The 14,116-nt window shown below is 62.3% G+C and carries 9 protein-coding genes and 1 pseudogene; all 10 read right to left on the bottom strand.

Features of this window, described 5'->3' with window-relative positions:
* Positions 1-124: 124 nt before the first annotated feature.
* Positions 125-2,686: a GcvT family protein gene (locus tag AC0L2M_RS04075; RefSeq protein WP_128166908.1), complete on the bottom strand. Its 2,562-nt coding sequence runs from the start codon at positions 2,684-2,686 to the stop codon at positions 125-127.
* A 156-nt stretch (positions 2,687-2,842) separates the two neighbouring features.
* Positions 2,843-3,595 (bottom strand): annotated as a pseudogene (locus AC0L2M_RS04080) (FkbM family methyltransferase).
* A complete protein-coding gene (locus AC0L2M_RS04085) occupies positions 3,592-4,827 on the bottom strand; it encodes a hypothetical protein (RefSeq protein ID WP_128166910.1) in 1,236 nt (411 codons plus the stop codon). Before AC0L2M_RS04085 ends, AC0L2M_RS04080 begins: the two are co-directional and overlap by 4 nt.
* A 21-nt stretch (positions 4,828-4,848) precedes the next feature.
* A complete protein-coding gene (locus tag AC0L2M_RS04090; protein WP_473534103.1) occupies positions 4,849-6,321 on the bottom strand; it encodes an aspartate aminotransferase family protein in 1,473 nt (490 codons plus the stop codon).
* A gap of 23 nt (positions 6,322-6,344) precedes the next feature.
* On the bottom strand, positions 6,345-7,352 hold the full coding sequence (locus AC0L2M_RS04095; protein WP_023798914.1) for an NAD-dependent epimerase/dehydratase family protein: 1,008 nt from the start codon (positions 7,350-7,352) through the stop codon (positions 6,345-6,347).
* Positions 7,349-7,795 carry an EamA family transporter gene (locus tag AC0L2M_RS04100; protein ID WP_023798913.1) on the bottom strand — a complete coding sequence of 149 codons (447 nt, stop codon included), beginning with the start codon at positions 7,793-7,795 and terminating at the stop codon, positions 7,349-7,351. The genes AC0L2M_RS04095 and AC0L2M_RS04100 overlap by 4 nt, the downstream gene beginning before the upstream one ends.
* Before the next feature lie 119 nt (positions 7,796-7,914).
* On the bottom strand, positions 7,915-9,267 hold the full coding sequence (locus AC0L2M_RS04105) for an FAD-binding oxidoreductase (protein ID WP_473534104.1): 1,353 nt from the start codon (positions 9,265-9,267) through the stop codon (positions 7,915-7,917).
* A 2-nt stretch (positions 9,268-9,269) separates the two neighbouring features.
* Complete coding sequence (locus AC0L2M_RS04110; protein WP_473534105.1) at positions 9,270-10,703, bottom strand: UbiA family prenyltransferase; 1,434 nt, start codon at positions 10,701-10,703, stop codon at positions 9,270-9,272.
* Positions 10,704-10,963: 260 nt separating this feature from the next.
* On the bottom strand, positions 10,964-11,227 hold the full coding sequence (locus AC0L2M_RS04115) for a hypothetical protein (protein WP_023798910.1): 264 nt from the start codon (positions 11,225-11,227) through the stop codon (positions 10,964-10,966).
* A 184-nt stretch (positions 11,228-11,411) separates the two neighbouring features.
* Complete coding sequence (locus AC0L2M_RS04120; RefSeq protein WP_473534106.1) at positions 11,412-13,901, bottom strand: mechanosensitive ion channel family protein; 2,490 nt, start codon at positions 13,899-13,901, stop codon at positions 11,412-11,414.
* Positions 13,902-14,116 lie beyond the last annotated feature (215 nt).

The following is a 14,116-nucleotide window of genomic DNA, read 5'->3' on the forward strand; positions in this document are numbered from 1 at the left end:
GGCAACGACTTGCATAAAAACGAGAACTTAAGGCGCTGCCGCATGACCCCACAAAACGTGACGCGCCTTAAGTCCTTGCATTCACATTTTTGCGAGTCCGCCCCTCACCTCTTTTGTGGGAGGCTCAGCTTCGTGGCTTGAGATTCTCCGGGTCGTAGAGCGGCCTGTAGCCGACGGCGGCCACTTCGACCGGGTATTTCTCGCCGAAATATTCGACATCCAGCTTGCGGCCCTCCTGGCAATACGTCCACGGCAGATAGGCGAGCGCAATGTTCTTGCCGATGGTCGGGCCGTAGGCGACCGAGGTCGTAAACGATCGGCGGCCGAGTTCATCGACCAGCGTTTCACCCGTTTGCGGGTCCATCACCGGCAGCGTGCCGACGGGATAACGGGCAACGCCGTTGGAATCGACATTATCCGTCATGACAAGTGTGCAGAGCATGGCCGGCTGATGCGCGCGGGCGCGATAGTCCAGATGCTTTGCCTTGCCACTGAAATCGGCCTCCTTGACCTTTGGGCGGGCAAGATCGGCCTCCAGCAGATTGTACTCGGTCAAAAGATCCGCATTCTGCAGGCGCAGGCTCTTCTCCATGCGGCGGCTGTTGGCATAGGTCTCGACGCCAAAAGCCATCACGCGGGTCGAACGCAAAGCATCCCATACGGCCAGGCCGTCTTCGTATCGCATGTGCAGTTCCCAGCCCTGCTCGCCGACATAGGAGATCCGGAAAGCGGTCACGTCCTTGCCGGCGATCCTGACAGGCTTGATCGCCGCAAAGGGGAAATTCTCCGGCGTCAGGCCGTCCGGGTCTTCCACGACCTTGCTCAATGTTGCCCGGGCGTTCGGACCCCAGATACCGACGGTCACGTATTTTTCGGTCACGTCGGTGATGGCGACATCGAACCCTTTGTCTTCTGCCGTCCGCCGCATGTAGTGGAAGTCGCGCGGACCGGCATCTGCGCCGTCGATGACACGGCAGCGGTCGGCCATGCGGATGACGGTCAGGTCGGCGCGCACCATGCCCTCATCGTCGAGGAAATGGGTGTAGATGCCTTTGCCGATATTGCCGTCGCCGCTGATCCTGGCCGCGCACAGCCACTCCATCAGCGCGACATGATCAGGGCCTTCCACGTCGTACATTGCGAAATGCGACAGGTTGACGATGCCGCAATCCTCGCTCATGGCGAGATGCTCGGCATTGGAGACGCGCCAGAAATGGCGGTTGTCCCACTCGTTTTCGCGCACCGGCACGCGGTTGCCATATTTCTCGAGCAGGTGCTCGTTGGCGGCATAGCCATGGGCGCGCTCCCAGCCGCCGAGTTCCATGAAATAGCCGCCGAGTTCCTTCTCGCGCTCCCAGAAGGGCGAGCGGCGCACGTCGCGAGCCTTGGAGAAGGGCTCGCGCGGATGGACGGCCGGATTGTAGACCTTCATCGCCGTTTCGGTGCAGCGGTCCCAGATGAACTGCTCTTGCGTCTGGTGCGGATAGAAGCGCGAATAGTCGATGGCGTGGTGGTCGATCGACGTCCGGCCGTCCGTCATCCAGTCGGCGATGAGCTTGCCCATGCCGGGGCCGTCCTTGACCCAGATCGCGACGGCATACCAAAGGCCCCGCACCTTCTGGCTCTCGCCCATGGAGGGGCCGCCGTCTGCCGTCACCTGCAGAAGCCCGTTGAAGGAATGGCTCTCATTGTAGCCCAGTTCGCCCAGGATCGGCGTCAGTTCCATGGCGCGCTCGAGCGGCGCCAGGATCTGTTCCATGTCGAGGTCGCGCTGCGAGGGCGATAGACGGGCCTGGTCCTTCTCCAGAAGGTCGCGCGGATGGCAAAGGCGCGGATTGGTCTCTTCGTAGTAGCCCCACTCGATCTGCCCGCCTTCGGCGGTCTTGGGATCGCCGGTGTCGCGCATGTAAGCCGAGTTGCCCTGGTCGCGCAGCAGCGGCCAGCCGATCTCCTTGCCGGTGCCGGCGAACTCGGTATAGGGCCCGAAGAAGGTGAGCGGATGGTCGATCGGCATGACCGGCAGGTCCTCACCCACCATTTCCGCGATCAGCCGGCCCCAGATACCGGCGCAAACGATCACGTAGTCGGCTTCGATGGTGCCGCGATCGGTCACCACGCCCTTGATGCGACCGTTCTCCACGACGAGCGACCTGGCCGGCGTGTTGGCGAAGGATTTGAGTTTTCCGGAGGCTTCCGCCTGGTCGACCAGCTTGCCGGCGACCGTCTGCGAGCGCGGGATGACAAGACCGGCATCGGGATCCCACAGGCCGCCCTGCACCATCTCTTCTTCGATCAGCGGGAATTTCTGCTTGATCTCGGCCGGCTCGATCAGGCGGGCACGCGTTCCGAAAGCCTTTGCCGAGGCGATCTTGCGCTTGATCTCCGCCATGCGATCGTCGTCGCCGACGCGGGCAACCTCGAGGCCGCCGATACGGGCGTAGTGACCCATCTTTTCGTAAAAATCGATGGAGTAGAGCGTCGTCCAGCAGGACAGGAAATCATGGCTGGTGGTGTAGCAGAAGTCGGAGGCGTGCGCTGTCGAGCCGATATCGGTCGGGATCCCTGACTTGTCGATGCCGACGATGTCGTCCCATCCGCGCTCGATCAGGTGATGGGCGATCGATGCGCCGACAATACCGCCCAGCCCGACGATGACGACCTTCGCCTTTTCCGGAAACCCTGCCATTGCCCGCGACTCCAAAGTGGTAAAGCGGGCACCGGCGCCCGTTTGATCGGCGCACAATATGCAGGCGGCAGCCGCCATGCTACCGCCTGTTTGCGACACGCTGCAGATGCGACGCGACCCGAAAGGATCAGCTGCTTTCGGGCCCGGGGCTATCCCTCAGGCGAAGGCCCAGATGTCCTCGGCCTGGAAGCCGACCTGGTAGCCAGCGGTCTTCAACTTGACCACGACCTGGCCGATCTCGGCCGCCGGCAACGCACCAACCTCGACCTTGATCATGCCGGGACGGTAGCGCTCTAGGTCGAGCTGCTCGAAGACGATCCAGTCGGCGCCTTCGCAATCGACAAGGAAGGGTCGATATGGGTGATGCCGTTGCGGTCGAGCAGCGTCTGCAATGTCTCCGACGGCACTTCGATATCCCTGAGGTGCGGCGCGAATTTGTTGAAGTTGGCATCGGCCTGGCCCCAGGCATTCTTGCCCGACATCAAATTTGTGTCGGTCACCGACGAGCAGCCGATGAACTCGATCGGCAGCGTGCCAGCCTCGAGTGCGGCGGCATCGAAGGTGTGGACCGTGATCGTTCCCTTGGTCTTCGTCACTGCGACCGATGACGAAGCGGCCCGTATCGGTATAGTTGGCGTGCAAGCGCTTCTGGTTGTGCGGGATCGGCTCGACCAGTACGGCGCGAGCGTGCGGGATGCGGTGCAGCCACGGCGTCACATCGTCGAACAACACGCCATCGCAGGCGCCGACATTGACCATCTGGAACCGCCTTTTTGCCCCACTGAGGCGCGCCTTCAGCGCGGCCTTCGCCAGGAACTTCGTACCGCGCAGCGACGGCCCGCGATCGAGGATGCCAGCGGGGAGGCCGAGCGACAGCGCGATGCGCGCCAGGCTGGAAACGGAACTCATGACTTGTCTCCAGGAATGACGTGCAATGGCGCGGCGCCGCGCCCTTTGGTGCTCGCTGATGCCCACAACGCCATGAATGGCCCGGCGAGCAGCAGGAACGGCGGGATCAGATTGGGAAAATAGATGCGGGTGTCGTGGATCGGGAAGACCGTGAATTTGGCCGATACGCCGAGCACCAACGCCGCAAACAGAATGCCGGCGCGGCGGTCGAACTTGAAGCCGGCACGGCTTGAGGCATACCACCCCGCCAGCGCCAGCACCGAGACGCCGACCCAGTTGTTCAGGCCGACGGCACGGACCACGGAGACGGCAAAAGCCCGGAGGTAGGCGACAGCCGAGAACGGCGGATCGAAGCCGGCCATATTGTAGTGCTGCTCGATCGAGGAGAACCACAGATGCGGCCACCAGCCGGGATGCTGCGCCCAGTGCGAGATGGCGAAATAGGCGACGAGCGAGGCGGCAAAGCCGGCCAGCGCGCCCCACGCCCTCTGCCGGAAGGCGACCAGCAACACGGCAAAAATAGCAAGGAAAACAATATTGTCGGGCCGAGCCATGAAAGCGAGGAAAAGCAGGATCGCGGTGGCCACTTCACGACCGCGCCTATAGGCAAAGAGCCCGCCGAGGAACAGCGCCGAGCACAGCAGATCAGGCGTCAACGCCCGCGCCGCGTCACCGAAATCGGCCATGATCAGCACCGCGCCGAGAACCGGCGTCAGCGCCAGCGCGCCCTCAGAGCGCAGCCAGAGCAGCGCGATCGCGCCGAACAGCAATACCGAGAACACCTGCAGCAGCCGCATCGCCGCGACCGGCGACATCGCCGAGCTCATCGTCGACAGGATCTCGGCGTAAAGGAACTTGATCCGGTACATGCCGAGCAGCGAATGGAAATCGGCGGCATTCCCGGCCATATGACTGCGGAAGCCGCCGCCATCATCGGTCAGCGCCTGGTAGTCGCTCGCCGACAGGCCGTCCCTGACCGTGCCATAGGCATAATCGTGCAGCGCCTGCACATCGCGATAGGTGCCCTCCTCGGCGATCGCGAGGTAGGGCAGCATGTCCCAATTGGCGTCAGGCATGAACCATGCCGTCGCCGCGGTCAGCAGAATGTAGAGCGCGAAGGCAGCCGCGCCGATCGGTGCGGCAAGACGCGCATAGGTGCCCTCGCCCCATGCCAGACCGGCCTTGGTCAGCCGGTCGAGCAGGTTTGTCGGAGCCGGAGACTTGCTCAGCATGGTCTCGCTCGGCGCACCTGGCTAACGGACCTGGCTTTTGACGAAATCCTTCACGATCGACACGATGCCGCGCGACAACAGGCTGTCGAGCGCCTCGACGAAGCGGTCGACATGTTCGCGCTGGCAGATCAGCGGCGGTTCGAGACGGATGACGTTGCGGTTGTATTCGGTGAAGGCAACGAGCACGTCATAGTCACGCAGCAGCAAAGCACCAATAAAACCGGACAAGGATCCCTTCAGCTTGTCGTCAAGCACGCTGACCACAGGCCGCAGCACCATCGGCAAGGTCTGCGAAAAGTCGTGGAATTCCAGCCCGACCATAAGGCCTTTGCCGCGGACCTCCTTGATGATCTTCGGGTATTTTTCCCGCAACGTCTGCAGGCGTTGCAGCAGATAGTCGCCGGTGACCGCGGCGTTGTCGATCAGCCCCTCGTCGTAAAGCACGTTGAGCGCCTCGATCGAGGTGACGCAGGCCTCGCCCATGCCGCCGAAGGTGGCCATGGCGTGGATCATCGCAGTCTTCGGCGTGCCGTAGGCCTTCATGTAGACCTCGCGCCTGGCGATCATCGCGCCGACCGCCGCCTTGCCGCCACCGAGCGACTTTGCCAGCGCCGTCACGTCCGGAACGACGCCGTAGTGCTCGAAGGCATAGAAGCGGCCTGAGCGGCCATAGCCGCACTGCACCTCGTCGGCGACCCACAGAACACCGTATTGGTCGCAGAGCGCACGCAGCTTCTGCCAGTATTCGGCAGGCGCCTGGATGATCCCGCCGCCGCCCTGGATGGTTTCGAGCACGATGACGCCGACCTCGGGATCGGAGCGGAACGTGCGCTCGACCGCTTCGACGTCGCCGAACGGAATGCGCATGACATTGTCGGCCATCTTGAAGTCGGCGCGATAGAGCGAGCCGTCGGTGATCGCCAGCACGCCCTTGGTCTTGCCGTGGAAGGAATTCTCGGCATAGACGATTTTCGGCCGCTTCGGGCCGGCGGCGCGCTCGGCGAGCTTCACCGCCGCCTCCATGGCTTCGGAGCCGGAAGAGCCCAGAAACACCATGTCGAGGTCGCCGGGCGAGCATTTGGCGAGATTGTGCGCCAGCGCCGCCGCATACTGCGACATGAAGGCGATGGCGATCTCCTGCCGCTTCTCCTCCTGGAACTTTTTGCGCGCCTCGAGAAGGCGCGGATGATTGTGGCCGAAGGCCAGCGAGCCGAAGCCGCCGAAGAAATCGAGGATCTTGCGGCCGTTCTGGTCGATGTAGAACATGCCTTCGGCGCGCTCGACCTTGATCTTGTGGAAGCCGAGCAGCTTCATGAAATGCAGCTGGCCGGGGTTGAGATGCGCCTTGAACAGGTCGGTCATGCGCGCGACGTCCATCGCTTTGGCCTGCTCGACGCTGATCAGATCGGGCTTGGCGGTGGTGGCGGGCGAAAGCGCCGGCGCGCTGACCGTGGCGCGCGCAGTCGTGTGGTCTGGCTTGGTCATCACGGTCATCTCAAGAGTCTCCTGCTGGCCCGTCACTCGGCGGGCACATGTTTGGCGGCGACGGCATGGCCGTCTTTCTTGGCGCGATATTCGCTGTAGGCGGCGATCAGCATGTCCTCGTCGCGATATTGCGGCACCCAGCCGAGCTGGCGTTCGGCCTTGGACACGTCGAGCACGCAGTCCTCGTCGGCGATCAGATACTGCTCCGGATCCATGATCGGCATGTTCAAGAGGTCGAGCAGGTCGAGCGTTCGCTTGACTGCCCAGCCCGGGGTCGGGATCAGGATCGATTTCGAGCCGGCATGCCTGATCAGGTCGCCGAGCAATTTCCGGACCGGCGGCGGGTTGAGCGAGCCGAGATTATAGGCCTCATCAGGCACGCCGGCCTTCCACGCGGCGCGCGCCGCCTCGGCGCAGTCGAACACCGAGATGAACTGATACGGGTTCTTGCCCGAGCCGATCATCGGCACCGGAAGGTTCCAGTCGATCAGCTTGAACAGTTTTTCGAGGATGCCGAGGCGGCCGGGGCCGATGATCAGGCGCGGCCGAAACAGCGAGATCGACATGCCGCGCTTGCGCCATTCGACGGCCAGTTCCTCGGTCTTCTGCTTCGACCAGCCATACTCGCCGAGCGGCGCAACCGGGTGTTCCTCGGTCATCGGCTGCGTGACCGTGTGGCCGTAGATCATGTCGGTCGTGTAATGGACGAGCTTGGGCGCGCCGGCTCTGTCCATCGCCTGCATGATGTGCTCGGTGCCGTGGAAATTCACCGGGAAGAAGAATTCGTGGCGCCTGGCGCGCACCTGGATCGGCGACAGCATTTTCGCCGACAGATTATAGACCATGTCGTCGGCCTTCAGCCCGACCGAATCGACCGAGGCCGGATCGGTGACGTCGCACCCGACATATCGGGCGGAGCGGTAATGCGGCAGGTCGCTTTTAGCGATATCGGCGACGACCACCTCCTCGCCGTCGGCCAGAAGTTTTGGGGCAAGGTGGCGGCCGACGAAACCGTCGCCGCCGAAGATCACATGTCTCATCGAACGATCCCACTGTGAATCTTGTCGGACGAAAGGGAGGCGGTTTCCTCGTCATGCCCGCGACCACCCAAATCCCGGCCGCTTTGGGCGATCAGCACCGTGCCGACGCAGATGAAAGCGATGCCGGCGATACGCCAGCCATTGAGGTCTTCGCGGAAAATGAAATAGGCGAAGATCGCAACGGCGACATAGGCGAGACTGAGGAACGGATAGGCGAAGCTGAGCTCTACTTTGGACAGCACATAGAGGTGCGACGCCATCGAGATGACGAAGGTGCACAGGCCGAGGAAAATCCATGGGCTGAAGACGATCTGCAACAGCTTCAGCAACGGATTGGCGCCTTCGAAGGAAATCGAACCGAGTGACATCATGCCCTGCTTCAGCATGAGTTGCGCGGCGGCATTGGTCATGACCGTGAACAGAATGAAGACGATGTATTTCATGTTTTTTCCATCAACCCTCCCCCGTCCTATTGAAAACCTCCAAACATTTCGTGAAGCACAAAAAGTCTTGAGGAAAGCTTGAGTTATCGACGCATAACCACGACCTATTCGAATGTTATCTATTCCGCGGCTTCGGCGGTTCCGTGTCGCGCCTCGAGCTTTTTCGCCGTTCGCGCCCAGAAACTCGACATGAAGGCGGGATCGCGGATCGCTTCGAGGCGTTGCCATTCCGGAAAGGAGGCTGCGAAAACGTCGTCGCCCATGCGGGCGTCCTTGTAGGGATTGATCGCGCCACCGGCCTCGACTGTGATTTGGTCGAGTTCCTTCAGCAGCGCCAGCGTCGCCCGGCCACGGTTGGGGAAATCCAGCGTCAGCGTGAAACCCGGCCGCGGGAACGACAGCAGTGCCGGCGAGCGGACCCCGCCGAAGCGCTTCAGGACTGTGAGGAACGAGCCCTGCCTGGCCCGTTTTGCCGCCGCAAGCAACGTCGGCACCACTCGGCGCGCGACGTCTTGCGGCATCACGCTCTGGTGCTGGAAAAGCCCGTTCGGCCCATAGAGCCGGTTCCAGTTGCCGACGCCGTCGAGCGGAAAGAAGAAACCCTGGTACCCGACCTGGCGCGGCGCCGTCGACCGGCCTTTCTTCCACCGGTAGGCGGCATTGAACGCAGTCAGGAACGGCCGGTTGAGCACGTTGAACGGCGGCTGGAACGGCACCGAAAGATTTTCACCGGCCCGCAAGGCCACATGGGAGCCATGCTCGGCGTGATTGCCGGTGAACAGCAGCCCGCGCCCGCGACTTTGGCCGCCGGCAAGCTGGTCGATCCAGGCGACGACGTATTCGTTGGCCTGATCGGCCGCTTCTGCAAGTTCGAAGAACTCGCCGAGATTACGGAACGGCGTCACCTTCTCGATGATGTCGAGCGATGGCACCCTCATCAGCCGGATCGATGCGGACAGTATCAGGCCAGTCAGCCCCATGCCGCCGATCGTCGCCGCGAACTGGCGTTCATTCTCGGTGGCCGAGCAATAATGGGCCTGTGCGTCTGATCTGAGCAGCGTCAAGGATTCGACGTGGCAGCCGAAGGTGCCGCGCCGGTGATGATTCTTGCCGTGAACGTCGTTGGCGATGGCGCCGCCGAGCGTGACGAACTGCGTACCCGGAACGACGGCGGGAAAGAAGCCGTATGGCGCTGCATGGGCGATGATGTCGGACAGAAGCACGCCGGCCTCGGCCTCGATCACGCCGGTCTCGGCATTGAAGGCGCGGATCCTGTTCAGCGGCCGCATATCGACGATCGTGCCGGCTCCATTCTGGCAGGAATCGCCATAGGAGCGGCCGTTGCCGTAGGCGAGCAAAGCGTTTCTTGTCGCCTTGCCGCTCTTCAGCAGCGCAACAGCGTCGTCCGCCGGGATCACATCGAGTGCCGGTGGCGTGGCAAGACCGAAGCTCTGGAACCGCTCCTGCCCCACGTCTACCAGCCTCCGACGACCAGAAACACAGCGCCGATGAGCACGACGATCTGGCTGCGCCAGTCGCGGATGATGAAGACGACCGGATCGTCATGCATCTGGTCGCGGCGGGCGAGAATCCAGACGCGCATGGTCAGGTAAAGCACGATCGGCGCCAGCGGCCAGACCAGCCAAGGATGCGGATAAAGTTCGCGCACCGCAGCGCTGTCCATATAGAGCGCCAGCACCAGCGCCGAGGAAAAGGCCGACGCCATGCCCGCCTGGGCGACGATCTCCTGGTCTTCGGTGCGGTAGCCGCGGCCGGCAATGCGCTCGCCGGCCGGAATGGCGGTCGTGCGCAGCTCGACAAACCGCTTCACCAGCGCCAGCGACAGGAAAAAGAAGATCGAGAAGGCCAGCAGCCAGAACGAGACGTCGACCCCGGTCGCCGCGGCGCCAGCCAGAACGCGGATGGTGTAGAGACTGGCCAATGTCAGCACGTCGATCAGAAGCATGCGCTTGAACGACAGCGAATAGCCGGTGGTGATGACCATGTAGCCGCAGAGCACGCCGAGGAATTCGATCGGCAGCAGAAGCCCTGCGCCAAGGCCTATTGCGAGCAGCACCATCATTGAACCGAGGCCGAACGGGATCGACAGCGCGCCGCTGGCGAATGGCCGGTTGCGCTTGGTCAGGTGTTTGCGGTCGAGCGCGAGATCGAAGAAATCATTGAGGATGTATATGGCGGAAGCGACCGCGCTGAACGAGACGAATGCCAGCAGGCATTCCCAGATCATGTCGGCGTTGAAGTATTCGTGCGACAGCACCATCGGCACTGCGATCAGCGAGTTTTTCAGCCACTGATGAACGCGCAGCATCTTGACGATGGTTCTGAATGTCGGCTTCGGCGCCGGCATGATTTCAGCACTGTGCGCGGCCTGCCAGCGCGCGGCATGACGGTCGGGCGCGACGACGATTGCCGTGCGCGCGGCGTCGAATACCTTAAGGTCGCGCCGACTGTTGCCGGCATAGTCGAAGCCGCCATCGCCATAGGCGGCGACAAGCGAGGCGCGCTTTCTGCCTGACGTCATGTTGTGGGGGCCGTCAGTCGCCAGGACGCGATCGAATATCCCGAGATGTGCGGCGATCGCCTCGGCGAATTTACGCGGCGTCCCGGTCGCCAGCACGATCTTGCGGCCTTCGCCATGTTCGGTGCGAAGGCGCTGAAGCAGCGCCTCGCGGTAGGGCAGCGACGCAGGATCGATGTCGATGCGTTGAGCGATGGCCTGCTTCAACCGCGCCGGCCCGCCGGCGAGCCAGAACGGCACCAGGAAAACATAGAGCGGATTCTTCTTGAGAAGGATGAACAGACCTTCCCACAACAGGTCCGTCGCGATCAGCGTGCCGTCGAGATCGACAGCAAGCGGGATTGCGTTCCTGTCCGACCGCACATCCATTCTTCGTTGCCCTGCCTAAAAGCGCATGATCCCGAAAGTCGACCTTTCGGAAAGGATCAGGCGCCGATCCAAAACCCCATGCTTCGGCGTCTTCGGCCCGATATAGCGGGCAACAGCGCAGCGATCGTTAAAGCGTCCGGCCCGGCCTGGCTTGCGGGACGGTATTTTCCCTTTCATCGTTAAGTTTCGATAACCCGAAACGATCAAAGGCCGGGCATTTGCCCGGCCTTCTAAAAACTAGTCAACGTTTTTTGACGCGGTTACTTGATGCGGGCGACGCCGCCAGAGATTTCGATTGTTTCCGAACCGGTCAGCGCTTCGAGGTCGCCATTCGGCATGGTAACGAAACAGCCGGTCGGGCAGAATTCAGCGGTTTCGCCGGCGGCCAGCGCCAGCTCCGTCTTGCCACCGCCTTCGGTCACGACGAGTGTGCGGGTCTCGGCGTCCTTGTTGGTGGCGCTGGCGGCAAAGGCTGAACCGCCCACGGCAAGAAAAGCGATGGCGGCGACGAGCGACTTCCACATTTGCAGTATCGGTGTTGCCACCGCCTCTGTTGCATTTCGCAAGGCATTTCCGCCCTTTGCATGTGAGCTTATATGAGATGCCAGCTGAACGGCAACTGAATGCCGCATTCATGCCGCAATTGCTTTGGCTGCGTCGGAAGCGCAGGTATCAGCCGTTCGCAGGCCGGCTGAATATCAATAAACCCTAATCGGGATCCGGCTTGCGGGTCTTGCGCCCGGATCTGGCCAGGCGTTTCGTCTCGGCCACGGCTTCCGCCTTTGCTTGCTCCTGTTCGGCAAAATCGACTTCGATCTTGTCGTCATCGATCGGCCACGCCTCATGCTTCTTGGTCTCGACGACGGCGCGCGGCGCCGACGGAATTTCGATATGCTGATCGGCGAACTCGTCGAGGACGGCAAACCGAATGTCGTTCTGCACGATGTTGCCGTTCATCACGTCGGCCAGGAACACACGGATTTCGAATTCGAGAGCGGCCGCCCCGAAATTGGTGAACAGCACGAAGGGTTCCGGATTTTTCAGCACCAGCGGATGGCCGCGCGCAATCTCCAACAGCACAGCATGGGCCTGCTTGACGTCGCTGCCGTAGGCGACGCCGACCTTGATGTCGATGCGACCGAGCTTGTTGCGGTGCGTCCAGTTGCCGACCGCATTGTTGATCAGGTTTGAATTGGGCAGGATCACCGACTGCCGCTGGAACGTCTCGATCTCGGTAGCGCGCACGCTGATCTTCTTGACCGTGCCGCTGATCTCACCGGCGACGATCCAGTCGCCGACCTTGAACGGCCGCTCGGCCAAGAGGATCAGGCCGGAGACGAAGTTGGAGACGACATTCTGCAGGCCAAAGCCGATACCGAGCGACAGGGCGCCGGCGACAAGCGCCAGGTTGGAGAGATCGATGCCCGCCGCCGAGACGCCGACGAGGGCTGCGAGCGCGACGCCGGCATAGCCGACCGCCAGCCGGATCGAGTTGCGCACGCCGGTATCGACCTTGCCGCGCGCCATCACCGAGCCGTCGAGCCAGCCCTGGAACCAGCGCGTCAGGAAATAGCCGATGATGAAGACGACGATGCCGGTGAGGATGCCGGTCACCGAGATCGTCACGGAGCCGACGGTGAGGCCCGTCGCCAGCTTGTACGCCCAGGCCTCGATGTCGCCGGGCTGGAAGCCCCACATCAACAGGATCATCGGCAGGAACACCAGCACGATCATCAGGTTGATGGCGACGCTGACGACCAAGCCGAGCTGGTCGAGCGCGGACTCCTCATAACTGGAATTGGTCGATAGCCAGCGCCCGATCGACGTGTTGGCAAAGCCACCTTCCTCGCTGATCGCCCGCGCTGACAGGAAGCCGATATAGGCGGTCACCAGAATGGTACCGGTGACCACGACCTGCAGCGAGACGAAGATGGCAAGGCCGATATAGCCGAGCAGCGCCGTGGCAATGGTGAAAAGGCCTAGCGCGACAGCGGTGTAGCGCAGCCACGCCGGCCAGGGGCGCCAGCTTCCGTCGGTGGCCTTGAACGGCTTCAGCAGCGCCATCAGGATCAGGATGATGCCGACGATGACGGTGGCGACAAAACTTCTGGCGATGGTCAGCGACAGCGGCGAGCCCATCGTGTCGTTGACCACCGACAGGAAATAGTTGACGCCGATCACTACCGCCATGGCGGTCGTCAGCCGCACCAGCCAGCGTGCCGGGCCTGATTCAACGGGGATGAGCCGCCAGTTCGGCAGCCGCGGCTCCAGCGTCGCATTGGCCAGTCGGTTGACGCAGAACACCACCGCGATGACCCCGACCAGCGCCTTCAGGAAAACGCCAATGTCGCCGCGCAACACATTGTAATAGTTGAAAAAGAACACGGTCGAGACCAGGAAGACGCCGACCGCCAGCGTCGGCAGCAATGTCGACCAGAACGCCACCGACAACCGGCTGAGATAGGACGGATCTTCGACCGACGGGTCCGCTTCGAAGATACCCCCGAACAAACGCCGCCCACCGACAAAAAGCACCGCCGCCAGGGAAAGCGCCGTCAAGGTCGCGGCCAGCACGGCCTGGAACTTGAACTTGAAGACAAAGGCCAGCCACGACGACACTGCCTTGTTGAAGCCGGTAAATTCACCATTGGCATCGGAAATGACTTCAGGGCTCAACGCGTCGGACAGCACGTAGCGCTTGGTGAGCAGATTGCGAAACAGCTCGCTGCGCATATTGGCGATCTTGGCGATGAGGCCGCTGATTCGGATCGACAGGTTTTGCGCCGCGGCGATGACAGCATTGATCTCGGCCTTTTCGGACGCCAGCGCCTGGCGTTCGCTGGTCACGATGTCGGGTTCGGGTGGCTGGCCCGCGGCCGGCGGCGCCGCGAGCTGATCGAGCCTTGCGTTGATCTCCGAAAGGCGCGGGCGGAAGACAAGCGCGCTGTCCAGCGCACCTCGCGACATTTCCTCGAGCTGCAGGCGGATGTCGACAAGGCTGGCGTCGTCGTCACCGTCCTCCTGGATTTTCTTTTCGAGATTGTCGGTCCTCGTCGTCAGGTCCTGCAGGATTTTCTGCTGGTCGGCGACCACTCCGGAGGCAGCCTGCTCAAGCCCCTGCGCCGCCGCATCAATCGACAGCGGCGCCGAGGCGACGGTCGCCAGGACCAGTACGAAGCGGAGCAGTCGGAAAAGCATGATCGTTTGGCGACTCACAGGCGGTAAGGCGTTCTAAAGCTTGCCCTTGATAAAGACGCTGATACCGGGGAGCAAGCCGTCCCGCCCTGCCGCCCTTCGGAGTCGGCCAGTCGAAAAGCGATGGCGCAATATTGGCTTTGCGGCAGCGGCCTGCTCTATAATGTGCCGCATCGCCCAAAACGGCTGACGAAAAGCCAGAACGGACAACAAAAAGA

The organism is Mesorhizobium sp. WSM4806, from assembly GCF_055811635.1.